Annotated in this window: 20 protein-coding genes; 9 read left to right on the plus strand and 11 right to left on the minus strand. The window is 47.1% G+C overall.

The features are described from left to right. Positions 1 to 81: 81 nt before the first annotated feature. From H579_RS0119455 to H579_RS0119480, 6 genes are all read right to left on the minus strand, one after another. Positions 82 to 1,290 carry a M14 family metallopeptidase gene (locus tag H579_RS0119455; RefSeq protein WP_036566858.1) on the minus strand — a complete coding sequence of 403 codons (1,209 nt, stop codon included), beginning with the start codon at positions 1,288 to 1,290 and terminating at the stop codon, positions 82 to 84. Then, positions 1,291 to 2,382 (minus strand): ABC transporter ATP-binding protein, encoded by a 1,092-nt coding sequence (locus H579_RS0119460; protein WP_084624243.1) that lies wholly within the window; start codon positions 2,380 to 2,382, stop codon positions 1,291 to 1,293. A 3-nt stretch (positions 2,383 to 2,385) separates the two neighbouring features. After that, the gene (locus tag H579_RS0119465) at positions 2,386 to 3,378 is read right to left on the minus strand and encodes an ABC transporter ATP-binding protein (RefSeq protein ID WP_028302042.1); all 993 of its coding nucleotides are present in this window, start codon (positions 3,376 to 3,378) and stop codon (positions 2,386 to 2,388) included. Between the two features lie 3 nt (positions 3,379 to 3,381). Next, a complete protein-coding gene (locus H579_RS0119470; protein WP_028302043.1) occupies positions 3,382 to 4,344 on the minus strand; it encodes an ABC transporter permease in 963 nt (320 codons plus the stop codon). Positions 4,345 to 4,359: 15 nt separating this feature from the next. Beyond that, positions 4,360 to 5,334, minus strand: coding sequence for an ABC transporter permease (locus H579_RS0119475; protein WP_028302044.1), 975 nt, complete (start codon positions 5,332 to 5,334; stop codon positions 4,360 to 4,362). Positions 5,335 to 5,564: 230 nt separating this feature from the next. Further along, positions 5,565 to 7,121: an ABC transporter substrate-binding protein gene (locus H579_RS0119480; protein ID WP_028302045.1), complete on the minus strand. Its 1,557-nt coding sequence runs from the start codon at positions 7,119 to 7,121 to the stop codon at positions 5,565 to 5,567. Between the two features lie 459 nt (positions 7,122 to 7,580). Here H579_RS0119480 and H579_RS0119485 point away from each other — a divergent pair, with 459 nt between their 5' ends. The 3 genes from H579_RS0119485 to H579_RS0119495 all read left to right on the plus strand — a co-directional run bounded on the left by H579_RS0119485 (position 7,581) and on the right by H579_RS0119495 (position 9,889). Further along, entirely contained in the window at positions 7,581 to 7,958 is a 378-nt protein-coding gene (locus tag H579_RS0119485; RefSeq protein ID WP_028302046.1) for a YacL family protein, read from the plus strand. Positions 7,959 to 8,026: 68 nt separating this feature from the next. Beyond that, positions 8,027 to 8,455, plus strand: a complete 429-nt coding sequence (locus H579_RS26705; RefSeq protein ID WP_036566861.1) for an HIT domain-containing protein — start codon at positions 8,027 to 8,029, stop codon at positions 8,453 to 8,455. 147 nt (positions 8,456 to 8,602) lie between these two features. After that, on the plus strand, positions 8,603 to 9,889 hold the full coding sequence (locus H579_RS0119495; RefSeq protein WP_028302047.1) for a GNAT family N-acetyltransferase: 1,287 nt from the start codon (positions 8,603 to 8,605) through the stop codon (positions 9,887 to 9,889). A 38-nt stretch (positions 9,890 to 9,927) separates the two neighbouring features. Here the strand turns inward: H579_RS0119495 and H579_RS0119500 are convergent, their stop codons facing one another. Continuing rightward, a complete protein-coding gene (locus H579_RS0119500) occupies positions 9,928 to 10,896 on the minus strand; it encodes an ion channel (RefSeq protein WP_028302048.1) in 969 nt (322 codons plus the stop codon). A gap of 236 nt (positions 10,897 to 11,132) precedes the next feature. On the opposite strand from H579_RS0119500, the gene H579_RS0119505 reads away from it, so the two are divergent. The 3 genes from H579_RS0119505 (at position 11,133) to H579_RS0119515 (ending at position 16,153) form a co-directional block, all read left to right on the plus strand. Next, positions 11,133 to 11,777: a DUF2959 domain-containing protein gene (locus H579_RS0119505; RefSeq protein ID WP_211224759.1), complete on the plus strand. Its 645-nt coding sequence runs from the start codon at positions 11,133 to 11,135 to the stop codon at positions 11,775 to 11,777. A gap of 711 nt (positions 11,778 to 12,488) precedes the next feature. Further along, a complete protein-coding gene (locus tag H579_RS0119510; RefSeq protein ID WP_028302050.1) occupies positions 12,489 to 13,463 on the plus strand; it encodes a TAXI family TRAP transporter solute-binding subunit in 975 nt (324 codons plus the stop codon). 104 nt (positions 13,464 to 13,567) lie between these two features. Beyond that, positions 13,568 to 16,153 (plus strand): TRAP transporter permease, encoded by a 2,586-nt coding sequence (locus tag H579_RS0119515; protein ID WP_028302051.1) that lies wholly within the window; start codon positions 13,568 to 13,570, stop codon positions 16,151 to 16,153. 423 nt (positions 16,154 to 16,576) lie between these two features. On the opposite strand, the gene H579_RS0119520 is transcribed toward H579_RS0119515, so the two are convergent. Both H579_RS0119520 and arsB read right to left on the minus strand, forming a co-directional pair. After that, positions 16,577 to 17,293, minus strand: coding sequence for a YciC family protein (locus H579_RS0119520; RefSeq protein WP_028302052.1), 717 nt, complete (start codon positions 17,291 to 17,293; stop codon positions 16,577 to 16,579). Positions 17,294 to 17,583: 290 nt separating this feature from the next. Further along, positions 17,584 to 18,606, minus strand: coding sequence for an ACR3 family arsenite efflux transporter (gene arsB, locus H579_RS0119525; protein WP_028302053.1), 1,023 nt, complete (start codon positions 18,604 to 18,606; stop codon positions 17,584 to 17,586). Positions 18,607 to 18,736: 130 nt separating this feature from the next. Between arsB and H579_RS29345 the strand changes: the two genes are divergently transcribed. The 3 genes from H579_RS29345 to H579_RS0119540 are packed head-to-tail and all read left to right on the plus strand — an operon-like array spanning position 18,737 to position 20,286. Beyond that, complete coding sequence (locus H579_RS29345; RefSeq protein ID WP_028302054.1) at positions 18,737 to 19,132, plus strand: hypothetical protein; 396 nt, start codon at positions 18,737 to 18,739, stop codon at positions 19,130 to 19,132. A 9-nt stretch (positions 19,133 to 19,141) separates the two neighbouring features. Then, entirely contained in the window at positions 19,142 to 19,645 is a 504-nt protein-coding gene (locus tag H579_RS26710; RefSeq protein WP_051227970.1) for an Rrf2 family transcriptional regulator, read from the plus strand. 17 nt (positions 19,646 to 19,662) lie between these two features. Beyond that, the gene (locus H579_RS0119540; RefSeq protein ID WP_028302055.1) at positions 19,663 to 20,286 is read left to right on the plus strand and encodes a 3'-5' exonuclease; all 624 of its coding nucleotides are present in this window, start codon (positions 19,663 to 19,665) and stop codon (positions 20,284 to 20,286) included. A 226-nt stretch (positions 20,287 to 20,512) separates the two neighbouring features. Here H579_RS0119540 and H579_RS0119545 read toward each other — a convergent pair whose 3' ends face one another. After that, positions 20,513 to 22,711: an OsmC domain/YcaO domain-containing protein gene (locus H579_RS0119545; protein ID WP_028302056.1), complete on the minus strand. Its 2,199-nt coding sequence runs from the start codon at positions 22,709 to 22,711 to the stop codon at positions 20,513 to 20,515. 191 nt (positions 22,712 to 22,902) lie between these two features. Beyond that, positions 22,903 to 23,469 (minus strand): hypothetical protein, encoded by a 567-nt coding sequence (locus H579_RS0119550; protein WP_036566866.1) that lies wholly within the window; start codon positions 23,467 to 23,469, stop codon positions 22,903 to 22,905. Between the last annotated feature and the right edge of the window lie 245 nt (positions 23,470 to 23,714).

Here is a 23,714-nt window from a genome sequence, read left to right on the forward strand (position 1 = left end):
GTCGGCCTATCAATTATTTAGCTATCACGTTGTCCTTGATTTAAAAGCTGTTTTAGTCACCAAGTCAGACTAGTTACAACATCAGGCTTTTAACCACTGGCTGAGTGGATAAAACAGAGACTCGCCCAGCTTGATGGAACGCTCTGGTGACCAGCCACACTGTTCATCGGGGCGCTGGTCGTAGTCCTTAAATGGCATTTCCAGAGTCATTGAAGGGCAGTTAAACTCTCTGCCAACCCAGAAAGCAGCAATCGTATAAGTTTCAGGACCGAACTTACCCGGCGGATAACCCCGTTCCAGCTGGAAGTCAGGGTTAATCTGTGCCAGATCCTGCTTAAAGCATTCTTCCTGCTGGAAAATCTCGTTCGACAGATGGGGAGCCCCTTCCTGACCGGCGATAAAGTTACAGGGCAGCGCTTCATCACCGTGCAGATCCAGATACAGATCAACACCGGTTTCGGACATCGCCTGACGCACCAGATAAACCTCTGGGCTGCGCTCCATGGTTGGCGCTTCCCACTCACGGTTCAGGTTAGCGCCGCAGGCGTTGGTTCTCAGGTGTCCTCGTACCGAACCATCAGGATTCATATTAGGAACAATATAGAAATCTGCTTGTTCCAGCAGACTCTGAGCCAGAGCATCTTCAGTATCTAACAGACGCTCGATAAAGCCTTCGGCACACCATTCCGCCATACTTTCGCCGGGGTGCTGACGCGCCGTAATCCAGATGTTTTTCTTCGTCTTACCTTTATCTGAATCGCTCTTCTCAGAACCAGTCTTCTCTGTGCTAACCTTCCCTGCTTTATCTTGATCAGCTTTACTGATCTTTAGCAGGTTTAGATCACGACCATCAAGAGTCTGGCCCAGATCAAACACGTCACACAGCGGGGATTGCTGAGCAAAAGCGATCAGATCCAGGTGCTGTTCAAAGCTATACGGGGCAAAATAGGCGAGGTAGACGCTGTTTTGCTCAGGAGTATGGTTAATCACCAATTCACCCTGCTCAAAGCTGGTCGGTACACGGAACCAGTACTGACGGTCGTAAGATGCCACAGCACGGTAGTCCGGCCAGCCATCCACATAAGCCGCCTGATCCGCATTCACCAGACGCATAGTCAGCTCTTCACCCGCAGCCCCTTGAACCCGAAAGTGGAACCACTGGAAAAAATCAGACTGATTGTCTTTGCGAATACTGAGTTGAATATCATGAGGGCTGGACAGATCCAGCACCTCAATATTGCCCGAGTCAAAGCCCGAGCTAATTCGAATACCTGGCACAGAAAGTGGCATTTACAGTCGACCCTCTTCTACTGCGTGACAAGCGACCTGCCCACCATCATCTGTGGCAATCAGCTGAGGAATCTCTTTCTTGCAGCGATCATTTACATAGGGGCAACGGCCGTGAAAGACACAGCCTGACGGCAGATTCACCGGCGTCGGTACTTCACCCTGCAGCTTAATGTGTGACGGGCGATCATCTTCCAGGCGCGGAATCGCCGATAACAATGCCTGAGTGTACGGGTGACGTGGCTTGGCAAACAGCGCCTTCGTCGGCGCCAGCTCACACAGGGAACCCAAGTACATCACCGCTACACGGGTGCCAAAGTGCTCTACTACCGCCAGATCGTGGGTAATAAACAGATAGGTCAGGTTACGTTTTTCCTGAGCATCCATCATCAGGTTCAATACCTGCGCCTGAATGGATACATCCAGTGCCGAGATCGGCTCATCGGCGACGATAAACTCAGGGTCTACCGCTAAAGCACGAGCGATACTGATACGCTGACGCTGACCACCGGAGAATTCGTGGGCAAAGCGCTCACCCCAGCTTGGATCAATACCCACTGAGAACATCACCTCGTGAACCTTGTCACGAATCTCCAGAGCTGACCAGGTTGGGTTGTGCAGTTTAACCGGCTCCATCAGGGTCTGGCCGATGGTCATACGCGGGTTTAATGACGCATAGGGGTTCTGGAAGATCATCTGCATCTTTTTGCGATACGGCATCAGTGCCTTATCGTCCAGATTATCGATCCGCTCACCCCGGTAGCTGATGGAACCCCGGCTTGGATTCAGCAGCCCCATTACGGTTCGGGCGACGGTGGATTTACCACAACCGGACTCTCCCACCACACACAGGGCTTCACCTTTGTGTACATCCAGATTTACACCGTTGATGGCATGAACAAACTCTTGCTCACGAACGATCTTGCCGCCTTGAAACTTCAGCTGATCAAGAAAGTCACCGGAGATATTGAATTTTTTATACAGATCACGGATCTGAACCAGAGATTCAGGTTTATTTTCTGTTCGAGACTGGGCCTGAGCTTGCTCTTGAGTCTGGTCTTGTTCAGACGCCTGCTGCTGTTCTTGTACGCTCATCACTTACACCTCATCCGACGTCTGTTCAGCTTTTTTCAAATTCGCCACCATATGACAGGCCACCTGGCAGTTACCGGATACGGTATAGCCCGGCAGTTGCTTGGTACATTCATCCATCACATAGTCACAACGCGGGTTAAAGGCACAGCCCGTCGGGATGTTTTGCAGCGGTGGCATCGCACCACGAATCTGATTCAGGCGCTGGCCCGGAATCGCCATCTGTGGCAGAGCATTCATCAGACCCTGAGTATAAGGGTGCTGAGCATCGTTGATGATCTCTTTGGTTGGTCCCTGCTCGATAATACGACCCGCGTACATCACGATCGCTTTCTGCGTTACCTGAGAGACCACACCCAGATCGTGGGTGATCAGAATCAAAGCCACGTTGTTGCGATCACACAGCTCAACCATCAGCTCCATAATCTCTGCCTGAATGGTGACATCCAGTGCGGTGGTCGGCTCATCGGCAATAATAATATCCGGGTCCATCAGCAGACCGATGGCGATAACGATACGTTGACGCATGCCGCCGGACAGTTCGTGAGGATACTGATCGATACGGGTTTCCGGCGACGGAATATAGACCTGTTTCAGTTTCTGAATCGCGATGGTACGGGCGGCGTCATTACTGATCTTTCGGTGCGCTTTCAAACACTCAATCATCTGCTGACCAATAGTCAGAACAGGATTCAGAGTCATCATAGGGTCCTGGAAGATCATAGAGATACGATTACCACGCACATCTCTCAGCTCTTTTGCCGATAGATCCGCCAGGTTCTTGCCGTCGAACCAGATCTCACCACCGGAAATGCGCCCCGGCTTAGAGATCAGGTTCAGAATGGAGAAACCCAATACGGATTTACCGGCACCGGACTCCCCTACCAGACCCAGACGCTCGCCGCGCTCCAAAGTAAAGCTGATATTGCGCAGGGCTTTAACCGCGCCGCTGCGCAGACCAAAACTGACTTCAAGGCTTTTAACTTCTAACAATGCCATAACTTACCCCTTGTACAGTTTTGGATTTAATACATCACGTAACCAGTCACCCAGCAGGTTCATCACCAGAACCAGCACAACCAGTACGACACCTGGAATCACAGTGATCCACCAGGCTCCAGAGAAGATATACTCAAAGCCGCTGGAGATCAGAGACCCCAGGGATGGCTGAGATACCGGCATGCCCAGGCCCAGGAAGGACAGAGATGCCTCTGAGATAATGGCGTTAGCCACCTGTACCGTAGAGATAACCAGAATCGGTGACAGGGTATTGGGCAGAATATGACGGAACATAATGCGCACTTGGCCCAGGCCCATCACACGTGCCGCATCCACATACTCTTTCTTTTTCTCGGCCAGTACCGATGCACGAATGGTACGGGCATACTGCGGCCACTCTGCGATACCGATTACCAGAACCAGCATTATCATGGCCAGCTCCTGATAGAGTTCGGTGCCAAAACTGGCCTGGAAGACCGCCAAGACAACAATCGCCACCATCATGGTTGAGAACGACAGCTGAACATCAGCAAAACGCATCAGAATGCTATCCACACGGCCACCACGGTAACCGGCAATCAGACCGATGATAATTCCTATGGTTGCCTGCAACAGCACCGCGCAGATACCTATGGTCAGCGAGATACGGGTGCCATACAGAATGGTGGACCATAAATCACGACCTTGGGCATCGGTACCTAGCCAGAACTGAGGGTCGCCCTCATCTTCATTCCAACTTGGCGGTAACTCAGAGTTCATAATATCGATCTGAGTGGGATCATAAGGATCAAACGGAGCGATGGCCGGTGCAAACAGCGCCATCAGCACGTAACCCATAAAAATAGTGAAGCTCAGCTGTGCCACACGGTCTTTAACAAAGCTATGCCATACGTGTGTATCTTTAAAACGCTGCCACGCCGATGGCGCTTTTTCCGGCAGATCGCTAGTCGTATTTTGTGTTGTCATTGTTCTATCTGCCTATTACTTCTTACCAGCCAGTTTTACGGTTGGGTTCACCAGACCGTAGATCAGGTCTACGATGGTATTGGTAATTACAAAGATGGCACCTACTACAATCAGGTAGGCCACGATCAGCGGAGTGTCTACGCGGTTTACCGCTTCAAGAAACAGGAAGCCCATCCCTGGCCACTGGAATACGGTTTCGGTCAAAATGGTGTACGCCACCATGGTACCGATCTGAACACCACCGACGGTAATAACCGGCAGCATGGTATTTTTCAGAGCGTGCAGGAAATAGATACGGCGGGTCATCAGACCTTTAGCCCAGGCAAACTTCACATACTCAGACTGCAGTACTTCCATCATTTCGGCACGGATCAGACGGATAAACAGAGGCAGCATAATAGATGCCAGAGATACCGCCGGCAGCACCAGGTGCGACCAACCATCAGCGGTTAACAGACTGGTTTCCAGTCCTAATATTTCAACGGTGTCGCCACGGCCATAGGAGGGCATTAAGCCCAGTTCGATGGAGAAGAAATAGATCAAACCAATGGCCGTCAGGAATACAGGCACAGAGATACCGACAATACTGATACCCATGACTGCTTTTGAAAACAAGCTTTGAGGATTAATAGCGGAATAAACCCCCAGTGGCACCGACAAACCAATAATGATTAATGATGCACCAAACACCAGTTCCAGAGTCGCTGGCAGCTTGCCTAAAATCACATCAAGCGCAGGTTCTTTGAAGAAATACGAAGTGCCCAAATCCCCCTGCAGGGCATTTTTTACAAAGCGGCCGTACTGTACTAAAAACGGATCATTCAGGCCCAGTTCATCTCTCAGAGCCTGACGCTCAGCTTCAGAAACTGACTGTCCCACCATCTCTCGTAGTGGGTCACCTAAATTATCCTGAATGGAAAAGCTGATCAGACTGATGACAAACATCACCAACACAGCTTGAGCCAGTCGTTTTATAAAAAAAGCTATCATGGTAGTTCTGCCTTAACCACTGTGCATTCCATGCATCGGAGTTTTGTTGTAGTGCGAAGACCGGTATCCGAAGATACCGGCGGATTCCAAAACCGGTGATTGCCCTAACCCAACCACCGGTTCGAAAAGCACAGTACTGAACAGCATTCAGACTGTTGAAGAAAGAGCACTACTTTGAAGATTTATAAGAGTCGATCTTCAATAATAGGGCTCAATCTTGTCCCTTAACCTTAGTCTTCTACAACCAGGTCACCCAGGTATGGGAAGTTCATTACGTTCAGCACAGGCTCAGCTTTAACTTTGCTGGAAGCGCCCCATGCCAGGTTCTGCCAGTGCAGAGGAATAAATGCGGCATCGTTGTACAGCATTTCTTCGATCTTCTGCATGATGGCAGCACGTTTCTTCGGATCAGTTTCAGCATTAGCCTGATGCATCAGCTTGTCAGCCTCAGGGCTACAGTAGTTACCGCTGTTGTATTGACCCAGGCCTGTTTCAGTATCAGGACATGCAGTCAGGAACTCGAAGAAGTTGTTGGAGTCTTCGGTATCTGCGTGCCAGCCAATCATCATCATGTCTGCTGCACGAGCGTCAAACTCACCCCAGTACTGGGCTTTAGGCAGCGTCTTCAGATCAACTTTGATGTTGATCTTAGCCAGCATAGAAGCAACAGCCTGCGCGATCTTCTCGTCGTTCACGTAACGGTTGTTTGGCGCCATCATAGTGATGCTGAAACCGTTTTCATAACCGGCTTCTTTCATCAGCTGTTTCGCTTTTTTCAGATCGTAACGAGGCATCAGCGCTTCGTTATGACCCAGGTAACCCCAAGGACTCATTTGAGCCGCAGGCGTTGCAAAACCTTTCATGATTTTCTTAACGATACCCTTCTGGTTGATCGCATAAGCGATTGCCTGACGGACACGGGCGTCTTTAAAGGCTTCAACGCGTTCCTGATTCATCTGGAAAGTGATGATACGGGTACCGCCCATGGTGATCAGATCGATGCCTTCTTTTTTGGCAATACGATTGTGATCTGTTGGTGGTACAGGCGCGATAAAATCAACGTCACCGGACAGCAGAGCGGCAACACGGGTTGGCGCTTCTTTAATCGGCGTCAGGATAATCTTGTCAACGTTACCTGGAGAGTTTACATCCCAGTAGTTGCTGTTACGGGTAAACTCAACTTTTACACCCTGCTGACGGTAAGTCACAGTGTAAGGACCAGTACCAGACAGCTGACGGGACGCAAAAGAGTTACCGTGTTTAACCAGCTTGTCTTTTGGCTCACCATTCGCGTCATTACCTGAGTAGTACTTACTATCCATTGGGAACAGGTAAGTTACGTTATTCAGTACCAGAGGGAATGGCTTAGCAGTCTTCAGATCGATAGTATGATCATCAACCACTTTCAGCTCGGTAAAAGGGGCGAAGATGCCTTTAAAGTCAGGAGAGTTACGCAGACGGTTGAAAGTGAATACGACATCTTTCGCAGTGAAGTCGTTACCAGAGTGGAACTTAACACCTTTACGCAGATGGAAACGCATGGTCAGTGGATCAACACGCTCCCACTTTTCCGCCAGACGCGGTTCAAAACCCAATTTTTTGTCCCAACGAATCAGGGGGTCAAAGGTCATGTGAGATAATTGCAGGGTGCCACCAGACAGCTGCTCATGTGGGTCAAGTGACACAGGGTCAGCGTCGTATGCCATCTTCAGCGTTGCTGCGTTCGCGCTAGCCACCAGACCCAGGCTTAATGCTGCGCCTGCCAGCAGGGATACCGTTTTTTTCATTGTGTTGTCCCGTTTCGTTGTTATTAACAAGTCAGGCTCAACAATGCGATTCTATTTGTCCGACTCACTTTTTGTCTGACACACACTGTTTAGCTGTGACTTGCTTCTGAGTTGCAGAAGTGATTCACCTTTGGGAGCAAGGCGTCACACACCTGTAATCAGAAAAAAGTCTAATTGATGATTTCAGGACTACCAATTGGAATAACGAAACAGGCTATACACTATTTAAATACTGACAAATCAAAGATCTGTATAGGCACCATTACACAGCACATCATGCTACGATAAGCGTCATATTGGTGCAAAAAGCAGAACTTTCAACCATTGCCCCGGCATTTTCTCTGCAAAACACCTTACTTCTCAGTGCTCAGCATAACTGAATTAATTGCCACTTCAGGCTAACGGTTTTATGATGCGCCCAGTTTTGATCTTGCAATCAGTCAATAAAGTGATACATAAATGGAATACGATTTTATTCGCGATAAAGATGGTGCTTTTAGTGTTGAGCTCTCTATGGAGCATCTGGTGATCGGCCACTGGCTAAACACCGAATTAGCAGCTGATAGCGACAAAATCCTTAACTTTATTGACGACATCAAGCAGTTCAAAAATAGCGCTGATCATGAAAAAGCCTATGTCGGCCAAGAGTACACCCTACTACTAACCCCTGAAGATGCAGAGGTTACCGCCAATGCATTGCATATGAAATCTGATCAATTTAATGACCTGCTACAGGAAGAAGGCCTACACGAGGATGATGAGCTGAGCAGAGCACTCTGCGGCTTGGATGATCTACAGTTTCTTTTGCAGGATTGGTTAGAATTCATCCAGAACTGAAGCCGTATTTGTAAGATTTTCTCGATTATAAAAACCGATCCAGCGTTGCATCAGTCTTAGGAGTTATCATGTTCACATTACATACCCGCCTGGAAGAAGACACCTTTCCTGTAGCCGATTTGCCGTTATGCCGTTTATGTATGATGAATGACCGCCGCTTTCCCTGGTTTATTTTAATACCACGCATCGGCGGTATTACCGAGATATATCAACTGGAAGCAGACGATCGTCAACAACTGATGAATGAATCCTGCGCTTTAGCCGAAGCTCTGATGGTCGCTTTTGATGGCCATAAGATGAATGTGGCGGCTTTAGGTAACATGGTACCCCAACTGCACATTCATCACGTAGTACGCCAGCCAGATGATTCAGCCTGGCCTGCACCAATTTGGGGGGGTGGCGCTCCTGAAGCGATGGAGCCAGAACTGATTGAGCAGCGTATGGCGCAGCTCCTCTACCACCTGGAAGTTAAAATTCCAAATCTAGTCAAAGTCTAAGAGGCTCATCAGATCCAAATCTCCCTGGTTTTCGTAACAGTTTTTACTATGTGTAAGGCCGGTTAATATCAACATTCGGCCTTAATAGACTAAGCGCACCAACTTCGATTGATGCCCCCACTTGATCTTCAAAGCGCGACCGATGTTATGAAAATTCGTTTTATTAACCAGCTTCAGGATCTTTCCATAGAACAATGGCAACAGCTTCAGCATGATGGCAACCCCTTTATGCGACGAGAGTTCCTACTGGCTTTGGAGTTATCTGGTGCGGCCAGTGAAAAAAGCGGCTGGCAGCCTATGCATCTGGTTCTGGAAGATGATCAAGGCCTGGCTGGCTTTATGCCTCTGTACCTGAAAAATCATTCTTACGGTGAATATGTCTTTGATTGGGCTTGGGCCGACGCCTATGAACGCTATGGTTTGGCCTATTATCCGAAACTGGTTAGCGCTGTACCCTACACGCCCAGCCAGGGACAGCGAATCCTGCTAAGAAAAGGTATACAGCCAAACGATTGCATTCCACTGATACTAAAAGAGATCAAGAAACAAGCGAATCAACTGGGAGCATCTTCCTGGCATCTACTGTTTCCATCTGAGGATGAAAACCAAAGCCTGGAAAATACCGGCACACTGACTCGCTTGAACTGCCAATTCCATTGGTTTAATCGTGATAATTGGCAGGATTTTGAGCAATTTCTAGGCAGCTTTAGCTCCAGAAAACGCAAAAATGTACGCCAGGAAAGGCGTAAGATCGGGCAACAAAGCCTGACACTTCAACGTATTCCTGGTACTGAGATCACCCAGGTACAGTTGGATCACTTCTACCGCTGCTACCATATCACCTATCTGCAACGGGGACGTCGTGGTTACCTGAATAAGGCTTTTTTCCAGCATTTATTAGACACCATGCCAGAACAGATGATGCTGGTGATCGCAGAACATCATTTCCATGCCAATAACGAACACAGCAGCATGAGCCATAACAGGTCCCACACCGAGGCAAACAGTAATCAGCACAACCCTGGAGATAATCAAGCAGACTCAGAAGCCATTCAAGATACGCATGATGAACCATCCGAATCAAATGACATGGTGACGCGGCCAGTGGCTGCAGCACTGTTTTTCCATGATGCAGAATCTCTATACGGTCGCTATTGGGGCAGTGTGGTTGATGCCGACTGTTTGCACTTTGAAGCCTGTTATTATCAGGGCATTGAGTTCTGCCTGGAGAAGGGTCTTAAACATTTTGATCCAGGTACTCAGGGCGAGCATAAAATAAGCCGGGGTTTTAAGCCTATCATCACCTGCTCTAATCACTGGGTAGCCGAAGAAGGCTTCCAGGATACTCTAAAACAGTTTGTGCAGGAAGAAGCCGAGCATACCTTCCGCTACGCCCAGGAAGCAGAAAACCTGCTGCCATTTAAGCAGGTATAAGAAAACTTTCAACCTGTTATAACCCTATCTTTTACCTATTAACGTGTCATTTTCTTAACAAAAACAACAACAAATAAGGCAAGCGTAAAACTGCCGATAAAAGCCTCTCCTCCGGCAAACAACCGGCTCCAGCCATTGGGAGTGATATCACCAAAGCCGAGAGTGGTAAAAGTAACCGCACTAAAATAGAGCGCATTTAAGAAGTTCTCGATATTTTGCAAGACAGGAAGATCACTACTGAACTTCACCAGATTGCCACCATCATTAACCCCATTAAGAAAATACGCTACAGCAAAGGCCAGGATCAGAAAAACCGAGAAAAATATAATCCTAAGCGGCCTTTCACCATAACCACAAAAAAGATCTACAGTCCGCGAAACAAAACGCGACATGGAGTAATAAGGCATCTGTAGACGACGCATCACCATCTCACGACGGAAGAAATACCCCGCCTGCTCAAACAACCCTTCATGCTCCAGCACTCGGCGCAAGTTCCGATACACCTCTTCTGCCTGTTCAAGATAATCCTGCCTGTCAGCAAGATCCTTACTGGCATGAGCCATCTTCTCTTGAAGCACATAGTGCCCCCATTGGATATTATCCAGACGGGCATCTTCGAGCCTTGTCCCCAATAGATTGGCATCTTCCAAGTTGGCACAGTGAAGATTCGCCCCTCTTAAATCAGCTTTCATAAGTGAAGCATGCTGCAAATTGGCGTTAAACAAATGAGCCTTTTGCATATTGGCACGATAAAAGTCACTGTAACTCAGGTCATAACCTTGCTTACAACCATGATTGACCAAATTGATATCAGACAGATCAGTTCTTCTTAGTGAGACTCCCTGCATGGGTAGGTTTGTTTTGGCCCTGGTTTCTAATTTATCTTTCAAATCAGTACGATCCTTAACCTGGTCGCTGTTATGCCAATAACATCGACCATCATATTCTGCCGATTCAGTGCAAGGTAAGCCATCAGGGCTAATGTATTTACAACGAGGTTCAATCATTTATCATCTCTTTGCGCAACATCCTGTTACACAGTGTTGTCAGGCAGGACTAAAGTTGCAAGAAGAAGTGGTAAAATAACGCTTGATTTGATCAATGAGTTTAAAGTCACAGCCCTGCCGATCTTTATGATCGGCATGGAAAATCCAAGCCAGACTTTTAGTTCAGGCTCAGGCTTTGATAGAATCATTTAAAATTCAAGGCCCTGCAGAGGCTCCCACAAGATTACAAGGATATTATGTTGAAAAAGTTATTTTTAAGCATTTTACTGCTGACTTTTCTCACAGGCTGTCAAAGCGCCTACTACTCAGCAATGGAACAGGTTGGTGTTCATAAAAGAGATATTCTGGTAGACAGGGTTGATAGCGCCAAAGAGTCTCAGGAGGAAGCACAGGAACAGTTCAAGAGTGCGTTAGAGCAGTATAAAGCTGTCGTGAACTTTGACGGTGGCGAGCTGGAAGGCATGTATAACCGCCTTGAAGGTGAATATGAAGACAGTAAATCAGCCGCAGAGTCAGTGACTAAGCATATTGATCGTGTTGAGGATGTTGCTGAAGCTCTGTTCGAAGAATGGCAGGAAGAACTAACACAATACAACAATGCGAGTCTGCGCCGCCAAAGTGAACGCCAACTCCGTGATACCAAGCGCCGCTACAAAAGCCTGATCAGCTCCATGCGCAAAGCTGAACGTCGTATGGAACCGGTATTGGTTGCACTGAACGACAATGTGCTATATCTGAAGCACAACTTGAATGCCCGTGCTATCGGTGCGTTAAAAGGTGAGCTGAATGCTATACGCCAGGATGTGGATGTACTGATTCGTGATATGCAAACCGCTATCAATGAATCCAACCGCTTTATCAAAGAACTTGAAAGTAAGTAAGTCTGCAAAATAAACCAAAGATAGTCTCGTAGTGTCCGGCCAGCTGTACGGACACTACAAGAGCACCTCTCCATATTCTGTGCCTACAGTCCAAATGCAGTAAGCGCTTAACGGCAACAAGACAGGCTCTCCTACTTATTTGACTTTTTTCGCTACAGCTTCAACATAAGTCCTGCAGCATTCCCAGCTCTGGCGTTTATTCCAAATGAAACTTTTTCTCAGCAACAAATGAGTCTACGCCATATTTTTCATACACCTCTAACTTTTTTAGCCATAATATTCTATGGGTGATGTGAATTAAAACTTAATCAAAAGCTAATCCATTGAACTATATCAGCCTTTTAGCCTTATAAAAGATAAGGCATAAGAGGAAAAACTTTGAAATAGTATCTTTTTGGTTGATTTTACTCACATTTTTCCACAAAATCTGATAGATAGCGTACTCTATAACTAGCAAGTCTGCCTTACAGTCTTTCGGGCTGTAATGACTTAATGGAAAAACACCTACAGCAAACCTACCTTTTATTGCAGTAGGAGAAAGCTCGCTATCAAACTACTATTTTACTCATGTCAACTGGAATGGGTCTAAACTGAAGCAGTATAACCGGTGTATAGCCGGTAATGAGCCAGCTTAAAAAAGACATTTTTAAAACTGGCTCAACTGAGCACGATCTTAATTTGTCCAAGAAGCATAATAAAAAGGAAGCATTTATGAAATTTACCAAGAAATTGCTGACAGGTATGGCATTTGCTGCATCCGCGGGTATTGCAACCGCTGCCAGTGCCGCTGACACCCGCTTTATTTCTATTGGTACAGGTGGTGTAACCGGTGTTTACTACCCTACGGGTGGTGCTATCTGTCGCCTGGTAAACAAAGATCGAAAAGATCACGGCATCCGCTGTTCAGTAGAAAGTACCGGTGGTTCTGTATACAACATCAATACCATTCGCGCTGGTGAGTTAGAGATGGGCGTGGCTCAGTCTGACTGGCAGTATCATGCCTATAACGGTACCAGTAAGTTTGCGGATAAAGGGGCATTCAAAGAGCTGCGCGCGGTATTCTCTGTACACCCAGAACCTTTCACTGTTGTCGCGCGTGCTGACGCCGGCATCAAAAATTTTAAAGACCTGAAAGGTAAGCGGGTTAATATCGGCAACCCAGGTTCAGGCCAGCGTGGCACCATGGAAGTGCTAATGGCAGAGATGGGCTGGTCCAAGTCTGATTTCAGCCTGGCTTCCGAGCTGAAAGCTGCTGAGCAATCCAAAGCACTGTGTGATAACAAAATTGATGCGATGATTTACACCGTTGGCCATCCAAGCGGTTCCATCAAGGAAGCAACCACTTCCTGTGATAGCGTCATTGTAGAAGTATCCGGTAAGACTGTAGACAACCTGGTCAGTGCTAATGACTTCTATCGTACTGCGACCATTCCTGGCGGTATGTACCGCGGCACTCCAAATGACACCAAGACCTTTGGTGTGGGCGCAACGTTCGTAACCTCTGCCAACGTGCCTGACGATGTGGTTTATACCGTTGTTAAGTCGGTATTTGAAAACTTCGCGACCTTCAAAAAGCTGCATCCGGCGTTTGCTAACCTGAAAAAAGAAGAGATGGTTAAAGACGGTCTGTCTGCCCCTCTGCATCCAGGCGCTGCTAAGTACTACAAAGAAGCAGGTCTGATGTAATACCCCATGATTGCAGGTTTGCTGCTTAATGCTACTGCTGGAGACGGCAGTAGCATTCTTATATGGAGCAGCAGGATTTAATCCCTTCACCATGGAGTTATGTCATGTCCGATTCATCACAGACTACACCGCAAGCATCAGATGAAATCGATAAACTACTCAATTCAGAAACCGGCAGCCGCAGCCTAGATGGCCTTTTTGGCAAACTGGTTCTAACACTGTTAATCTCCTGGTCCCTATTCCAGCTCTGGTACGCATCCCCACTGCCGTATATATTTAACTTTGCAGTGTTTAATGAGGATCAGGCTAAGTTTATTCACTTATCTTTCGCTGTATTTTTAACTTTTTCACTGTTTCCCCTTAGTGTTCGCCATAGCAAAGGACACTGGCAGGCTCTGGATGTCATCATTGGAGTCACAGCCGCTGCTTGCTCACTTTATCTATTAGTCAACCGCGATGCGCTCAGTGACCGTATCGGTGCCCCATCGACAACGGATATTATCTTTGCTGTTATTGGTATGATTACTCTTCTGGAGGCAGCACGACGAGCGCTAGGACCGCCCTTGGTCATTGTAGCTATAGTCTTTATGATCTATACCTTCGGCGGCCCTCATATGCCGGATGTAATCGCCCATAAAGGTGCCAGCCTGAATAAAACCATGTCTCACCAGTGGCTGACCACTGAGGGGGTATTTGGTGTGGCGTTAGGGGTATCCACCACTTTCGTGTTCCTCTTTGTACTCTTGGGCGCGCTATTGGATAAAGCCGGTGCCGGTAATTATCTGATCAAAGTATCTTTCTCAATGCTCGGCCACTTAAGAGGCGGTCCTGCGAAAGCCGCAGTGGTAGCCTCTGGTTTAAGCGGTATTATTTCGGGCTCCTCCATCGCTAACGTGGTGACTACAGGCACTTTTACCATTCCGCTGATGAAACGGGTGGGTTTTCCGGCCTCCAAGGCGGGAGCCGTCGAGGTTGCGGCGTCTACCAATGGTCAGCTGACACCACCGATTATGGGTGCTGCTGCTTTTCTGATGGTTGAATACGTGGGCATCTCCTATATCGAGGTGGTTAAACACGCTATTCTGCCGTCACTGATCTCCTATATTGCACTGATCTATATCGTGCATTTGGAAGCAGTGAAGCTAAAGATGAAAGGCATCACGCGTACCCATGTGCCAACAATGGCACAACGTATGATGTCCTGGGCCAGCACATCTACGATCACCCTGCTATTAGCTGGTGTGGTGTATTACGGCTCCAACCTGCTGGAAGCGGCCCTGGGCGACTTTGCTTATCTGGTGATGCTGCTGGTGATGCTTGCCGGTTACTGCTTCCTGGTCAAACTGGCAGCAAGTTATCCTGAACTGGCCGCAGATGATCAAAGTATCGAACTCGATCATCTGCCGGAAGTCCGCCCCACTGTCATGTCAGGCCTCTACTTTGGTCTGCCGATTATTGTGCTGTTATGGGCTTTAGCGGTTAAGCGTTATTCCCCTCAGCAATCTGCATTTTTCTCGGTGATTTTCCTGATCGGTATCGTGTTAACTCATAAACCGATGAAAGCCTGGTTCCGGGGTGATAACGAATGGATTGGCTACTTTAAAGACAGCTGGGATGACTTTGTTGGTGGTTTGATCGATGGTGCCCGTAATATGGTCGGTATCGGTATTGCTACTGCGGCAGCGGGTATTATCGTAGGCACGGTAACCCTGACCGGCCTGGGCCAGATGATGACGGAGTTTGTTGAGTTTATCTCTGGCGGCAATCTGGTTCTGATTCTGATCTTTACCGCGATTATCTGCATCATCCTGGGTATGGGCCTGCCGACTACTGCAAACTATATTGTGGTATCCACTCTGATGGCTCCGGTGATTGTCTCCCTGGGCGCTGAAAACGGTCTGATCGTTCCTCTGATCGCCGTACACCTGTTTGTGTTCTACTTCGGTATTCTCGCGGATGATACACCGCCCGTGGGGCTCGCGGCCTTTGCGGCCGCTGCAATTGCCCGCTCCGATCCGATTAAAACCGGTATTCAGGGTTTCACCTACGATATCCGAACCGCGATCCTGCCATTTATGTTTATCTTTAACACTCAGCTGCTGCTGATTGGCATCGATAGCGTATGGGATCTGTTGATTACGATCATCAGTGCGATTGCGGCGATTCTGATATTCTCAGCAGCCACTCAGGGCTACTGGCTGGTGAAAAGCAAGCTATGGGAATCTTTAGCACTACTGCTCATCGCTTTTAGTTTGTTCCGCCCTGACTTCTGGTGGGATCAGGTCTACCCCCCTCATACCAATGTACCCGCCACTCAACTGGTGCAGCAGGTTGAAAGACTGAAAAAAGGCGATTACCTTCAGATCAATGTTGAGGGTGAAACCATTGAGGGCGATCAGGTGGCTAAAACCGTCTCTCTGCAACTGGAGTCTGAAGAAGGCGATGGTATGAGCCGCCTGCAGGAAATGGGCTTTATGTTGACGCAGAATGACGTGAACTGGACCGTAGATCTGGTGACCTTTGATAGCCCGGCAGAAAAAGCAGGTATCGACTTTGGCTGGCAGATTACCGGCCTGAAAGTTGAGTCTGATCGACCACCACAGGAACTGGTCTTTATCCCTACCCTGCTTCTGCTTTTATTTGTGGGATGGCTGCAGAAACAGCGTCGCGAACCGGAAGAAGCAGTTTAGCCTGATAAACCTGTGATGAAGAAGAAACCGAAAAGGGCGCTATTTAGCGCCCTTTTCTATTTCTGTATAGAGTGATTGCAGCTTAGGCTTAGGCCCAGCAAAACAGCCTGACAGTACAACTAATATCCATAGTTAATAGCCCTGTAGCAGAAAGGAAAGAGAAGTTTGAGGTTAGGACTATCTGGGCCTGAGCGCCACTGGAGCTTCTTCCTGCTGATTTTCGGTCACAAAGTAGAACGGCGGGTAATCTGCATCACTTAAACCCACTTTAAGGGCTTCCCCATTGAGATTTGCAGCTGAGGACCGCGATTTCGGAATAAGTAAGTACACAGAATGCTAAAAAAAGCCTCTTTGCCATCACCCGCCTCCTCAGACTGGGATCTCCCAATATTCTTACTGCTAATTTAAACCTTAATTAAAACATTACTCTATTTCGTCCGATTTGCCATCAGTAGCAGCTTGAGAAAGCTGCTCATGTCGAATAAACATTCGATAGGCAAAAATAGTCAGTAACGACAACAAAATACCTTCTACACAAGAGAAGAGTACAGAAACGACTGTATTCCACAGATCCATACTGGCCAACATGCTGGAAAGCACAAGTGTCATACCAAATACAGATGAGTAGATAATCACAGCCCCCCAGAATATTAACCAGCGATCATGTTTTGTTGCTGCAAGGCTCTGTTTAAATGAGGCAATAGGCCCCTGCCCTCTAAGTAGGCAGTAAATATCCGAGAACTGCAGTCTCACCAATAGCAATACCCCAGGAATAATCAGTAGAGCAAAGCCCATTAATACCGCCAGACCTGCAATAAAATGCAGTAAAAATAGCATGGGCAAACGCAATAAAGCTTTCTGATAGCACACAATGATGCTATCCGGGGCATCGTTCACAGCAGAAGCGATATAGAACATTACAGCCCCGTGGTACCAGGCATAAAGCAGAGCCATAACAGGGGCATACCAGAATACTGTAGGATCTATTGGTTCTCCGTCACCAGTTTGAAAACCTGCTTCCATCTGCAAACCCACCAGATTTGCAACAATCAATCCCGGAAACAAAATAGAGGAGATAGGCAACAGATGGGCGAGAAAAAAAGTCCAGGAGTCATTTAATAAACGTTTAAGATCCTGCATAGTTCACAAGGTGCTGAGGGCTATCCGCCCGATAATACACCGATCTCCTCAAGCAATTAAAGTAGGTATCAAGGCAGACAGCATAACCCATCTCAAGTTCAAAAATCACCGTCTAGTCAATACTATAGTTAAATCAGCTACATACATCTAACTGATTAACAGATAAAGAGGGTCGGTCTATAGCCATATTTCTCTATCAGATCAGCGGGTGTTTTCAAGATAGCTATCCTACAAAGCCCATAGGCAATGGCCTCTGGATATTAAAATGCATCCACTCTTAATGATTGCACTTAATCAACTGGAAACCAGTGGCTTGTTCTATTGGCAAAGTAGACTAACGACAGCATGACTGGAACCTCAACCAAAACCCCAACCACAGTGGCAAGCGCGGCACCAGAATGCAAACCAAACAGGGAAATAGCGACGGCAACGGCTAGCTCGAAGAAGTTGGATGTGCCAATCATACAGGCCGGAGCAGCAATATTGTGTGGCAGATGAAGTCGTTTGGCAGCCAAATACGCCAAAGCAAAAATACCATAGGTTTGAATCAGCAGCGGAATAGCTATCAGAAGGATAGTTTGCGGTTGCTGTAAAATCGTTTCCGCCTGGAAGCCAAACAGCAGCACAACAGTACCTAGCAGGCCTATGATAGACCAGGGTTTAATATGATTTAAAAATGACTGCACACTGTGACTATCGGAACCCTTCTCCAACTTTCTACGAGTAAGAATACCTGCCAGTAAAGGAAACACAACATAAAGAGCAACGGATAAAAGCAACGTTTCCCAAGGTACCTGAATATCGCTCACACCCAGCAAAAAGGCAGTAATAGGCGCAAAAGCAAACACCATAATGATGTCATTTACCGAGACCTGAACAAGAGTATAGTTGGCATCCCCTTTCGTAAGCTGGCTCCAGACAAATACCATCGCAGTACAAGGTGCAACCCCCAGCAATATCATACCTGCGATATACTCCCCAGCACTTTCAGGGTCTACCAGATCAGCAAACAATACACGGAAAAACAGCCAACCTAAGAAAGCCATAGAGAAGGGTTTAATAAGCCAGTTAACGATCAGGGTTAACGCCAATCCTTTTGGCTTTTTACCGATATCCACGATGGCACCAAAGTCGATTTGTACCATCATGGGATAGATCATTACCCAGATCAGTACGGCTACTATCAGGTTAACGTGAGCCACCTCCAGTTTGGCCACTGTCGCAAAAAAAACGGGGATCAGATTACCTAGAGCAACCCCGGCAACAATGCATAACGCGACCCAAACAGATAGATAACGTTCAAAAATCCCCATTATTTTCCTCTTACACTAAACGTTTCAAAGCTTCCTCTCTGCTCAATACATTTACACCGGCAACGGCTTAAGCTCGAGAGAACATCTGAAAAATCATATATTCTAATTTTCAGATACTATCACAGCACATATGCAAGTACATATATCTATTGGATGCCATTTTTCTTGCAACCATCAATTTGCATTGCTGGATATTCAAGGCCAGGCTGGCCAGCAGATTGAGTTACAATCAGGTAACTTGTCTCAGTTATCGGAACAATCCTTAGCTACTCAACAACAGATAAACTTTGCATGCGACAACATCGTGAGCATTTTACAGCTGATTAATGAGAAAGAAGTTCAAGACGACGTTGATATTCGTTATATTCATCAACTAGTTAGTGATGTTGTCAATGAAGTGAATGCACTAAAAATACTCTCTGGCTCTAACGCTCAGGATTGCGAGGAATTGCAACATCAAGGCCAGCGGCTAAACCAGGTAACATTACGGATTGTTCAGCAGCTGGCTGCGTTTAAAACCCGTTAAGGACCACAAATGCGAATTACGACATTTACAGACTTCAGCTTAAGAACCCTGATCTATCTGGCCAGCCTGCCTCCAGATCAGATGTCTAGCGTACAGCAAGTCTCTAGAGTCTATAATGTGTCGCAAAACCATATGGTTAAGGTGGTGGGCAAGTTAAAAAAGCTGGGTTACATCCATGCCCAAAGAGGAAAAGGTGGTGGCATCTCTATCGCTCAGGCACCAGAAGATATCAATATTGGCCGTGTCATTGCCCAAATGGAAAATCATATGGACGGTGTTGACTGTAATGCCCCTGCCTGCCAACTAGCCCCCTGCTGTGAACTCAGAAAAGCCCTTATGGTAGGAATGCAGGCGTTCATTGCAGCGATGGAAAATTACACCTTGGCCGATATTATGACCAATAAAGAGCAATTTTCTCCTCTACTATTTATCAATCAACCTGAAGGCCTGGATCAAGAAATGACCGGCCTTGAGGATAATCAAAACGTTGCCACAAACAAAAACCTGGATTAGATACAAAAGCGATTGATATGAGACACCATCCTGCTGAAAGAGTCATCGTACTCGACTTTGAAACGACGGGGCTATCTCCAAACCAAGGAGACAGAGTCATAGAAGTTGGCGCTGTTCGTATCGAAAACGGCCAAGTCAGTGAACGCTTTCAACGCTTGATGAACCCTGGTCGTCGCATTAACGGCTTTATTGAAAGTTATACGGGTATCAGTAATCGCATGTTACAGGATGCGGCTCCCTGCGAAGAGGTAATGAGTGAGTTTGCCGATTTCATTGAGGGATATAATCTTGTTGCGCACAACGCCTCTTTTGATAGCAAGTTTCTAGTCAGTGAACTGACACGTATCAAACGCAGTGAAAGTGCTTTATTTGCCTGTTCGATGCTCATCTCCCGTAGGATCTACCCAGATGCGCCCAACCACAAACTGGCCAGTTTGGTTCACTACAAACAACTGCCTACCGATGGCACCTTTCACCGTGCCCTTGCCGATGCCGAAATGACCGCTCACCTTTGGCTTGCAATCCTCGATGACTTACGTACTGAGTACGGTATTTACCCGGCAGATTTTGCCCTGATGCAAAAATTAGGGAAAACAGCCAAGAAATCAGTGAATCAGTTTTTACAACAGCAAAGCAGTTAATATCAAACCAGATAAGTTGTTGTAAGTCGGAAAAGCCGCAAGGTGCCTTCTGGCAATTATCCGGTATCGGAGCCAGTGTCGGATGGCTTCGCTTATCCAACCTAGATATCAAGAAGCATATCGGGAATGGTGTAACTACCGCTAAGTTTTATCAGTGTACGAGGAGCCCAGCATACAGTTGGAGGTGAATGCCAGGCAACGCTTTTACTCTTTAGAATATGAGTGACTATAAACCCGCTTTGGCTGCCCGTGCCGCATGCAGTTTTTTGTAGCTTTCGATCAGACGAAGATGTTTGTCCAAGCCTTCCAACTGAGAGTTGGTTGGTGTCAGGCCGTAGAAACGTACTGAGCCTTCAACAGAACCCACTACCGCATCCATACGCTCATTACCGTACATACGACGGAAATTACCAATATAGTGCTCCAGTTCCATCTCTTCATCCAGGACCACTTCCAGCACCACATTCATTGCCTGATAGAACAAACCACGATCGACAGTATTGTCGTTGTACTGCAGGAAGTTTTCTGTCAGCTCCTTGGCCTCTTCCAGACGGCCCAGAGCCAGACAGATCAACAGCTTCAATTCCAACAGGGTTAGCTGGCCCCAAGTGGTGTTTTCATCGAACTCGATGCCGATCAGGGTAATAATATCGGTGTAATCATCCAACTCACTTTCGTAGATACGCTCCAGCAGATCTTCCAGTTGCTGATCTTCCAGAGAGTGCAGATTCAGAATATCTTCGCGGAAATACAGCGCCTTGTTGGTGTTATCCCAGATAAGATCCTCTACCGGATAGATCTCGGAGTAGTCTGGCACCAAAATACGACACGCCGGTACACCCAGGTCTTCGTACACCGCCATATACACTTCTTTGCCTTGATCTTCCAAGATACCAAACAGTGTCTCAGCTTCCAGCTCATTGGCATTTTCACCCTCTGAGGTGAAGTCCCAATCGCTAAACTCATAATCGGCCTTATCACTGAAGAAACGCCAGGACACCACACCGGTTGAATCGATAAAATGTTCGACAAAATTATTGGGTTCAGTTACCGCATTACTTTCAAAGGTCGCCTGCGGCATATCGTTCAGACCTTCAAAACTGCGGCCTTGCATCAACTCAGTCAAACAGCGCTCTAACGCCACTTCAAGACTTGGATGGGCACCAAAGGAAGTAAACACACCACCGGTACGTGGGTTCATCAGTGCAATACACATCACCGGGAACTGTCCACCCAATGACGCATCTTTCACCAGAATCGGGAAGCCCTGCTCTTCCAGGCCTTTAATACCTTCAACAATTTTCGGGAAACGTGCCAAAACCTCTTCAGGTACTTCCGGCAGAGCCAGCTCCTGTTCCAAAATTTCCCGTTTAACCGCACGTTCAAAGATCTCAGACAAACACTGCACCTGAGCTTCCACCAGCGTATTACCGGCACTCATACCGTTACTCAGATAGAGGTTTTCAACGATATTCGACGGGAAATAAACGGTTTCACCATCGGATTGACGTACATAAGGAATTGAGCAGATGCCACGCTCGACATTACCCGAGTTAGTATCATACAGATGGGAACCACACAGCTCACCTTCCGGGTCATAGATGGCGCGGGTGTATTCATCCAGAATCTCTTCCGGCAGCTCATCCTCTGGCCCTGGCTGGAACCATTTTTCAGTCGGATAATGCACGAACTCGCTATTGGCGATCTCTTCACCAAAGTACTGATCGTTATAGAAGAAATTACAGTTCAGACGCTCCAGAAACTCACCCAGCGCCGATGCCAATGCCGCTTCTTTAGTTGCGCCTTTACCATTGGTAAAGCACACCTGAGACGCCGCATCACGGATATTCAGCGACCAGGCATTGGGGACGATATTACGCCAGGAGGTGATCTCGATCTTCATGCCCATATCAGCCAGCAGACGCGTCATCTTAGCGATGGTCTCTTCCAGCGGGCGATCTTTACCCAGAATATAGGTACAGGCATCTTCAGTTGGTTCCGCCATCAGCAGTGCCTGGGCATCTTCATCCAGGTTCTCAACCACTTCGATCTGGAATTCAGGGCCGGTCTGCACTACCTTTTTCACGGTGCAGCGATCAATCGAGCGGATAATACCTTCGCGGTCTTTGTCGGAAATATCTTCCGGCAACTCCACCTGAATCTTAAAGATCTGGTTGTAGCGGTTTTTCGGATCAACAATATTATTTTGAGATAGGCGGATATTTTCAGTCGGAATGCCCCGTGACAGACAGTACACCTTAACAAAATAAGCGGCACACATGGCAGAAGAGGCCAGGAAATAGTCAAACGGGCTTGGGGCAGAGCCATCCCCCTTGTAGCGAATCGGTTGGTCGGTCACCACCGTGAAATCATCAAATTTGGCTTCAAGGCGTAGGTTGTCGAGAAAATTGACGTTGATTTGCATACAAAGGGTACTCAGAGTGTAAAAATATAGCGGACAAGGCTGTGCTGCCCGCTATTATGCACTTTTTTCGCCCTGAGTCTTGGTTTGTCGGTAGGTTTTTCACTCTTCTCCACGTCACGTAATAACGCATTTTTAGCCGGGTTATTTCATCTGACATTCACGCAGAGAACCGTATAATTGCTGCCATATGGTTATTGAGCAGGCCACTCTGTACCTTGCGTACAATCCTGAACCATCAGCATATTATTACGGGAGTCGTTATTAATAAACACCTGGTTTATAGCAGATTTCTCATAGATAAAGTCTTTACATTGAGCACTCTGGCCTGGGCCTATCACAATTTTGCTACCCACCTTCAGTTTACACTCACTCATCACATTCAACGAACTCCAGGATGGGCAGATACCATTGTCTTTACGATACTTTGCTTTTGGTCCTTCAGGTTTCTGCAAAGACCACCAGCGACCGTATAGAGTGAAATCTTTATCACTGTTCCAGACACGGTATACCGTGATAGGTTTTTCTGCTTCGAATACACGCCCTTCACACAGCTTACCCTCACCATCTTTGCCACTAGCTTGCGCTAACAATTCGGCATCATAAGCTGGTTTCAAGCCCTCTGGCACAGCCATAATAGTGCCAATACAAGCCTCACCATTATTGGCCATATCGGTATTAGTGTGTTCGGATTGGTAAATACTGGTACACCCTACCAGAGAGGTTAGGACCAGAGCAGATAGGATAGATTTTAAGAACATAATAATTCCCTTTATTGTGTTTTTGGACTAAGCATTATTGAGACTTACAACGCTAATAGGTCATAAGCAGGTAATAATACCTATTAATTACAATACCTGCAGCCCATAGAAGCATGCTGCAGCCCATAAGAAGTATGCAGCGGCCAAGAAGTTGATTGCCACCGTACTAAAAACAAAGGCCAGAGATTGCTCCCTGGCCTTTTTCCGGCGCAATAATGCACTCAGTCAGTACTGTTCTTTAATTA

This window comes from Oceanospirillum beijerinckii DSM 7166 (assembly GCF_000422425.1).
Taxonomy (GTDB): Bacteria; Pseudomonadota; Gammaproteobacteria; order Pseudomonadales; family Halomonadaceae; genus Oceanospirillum; species Oceanospirillum beijerinckii.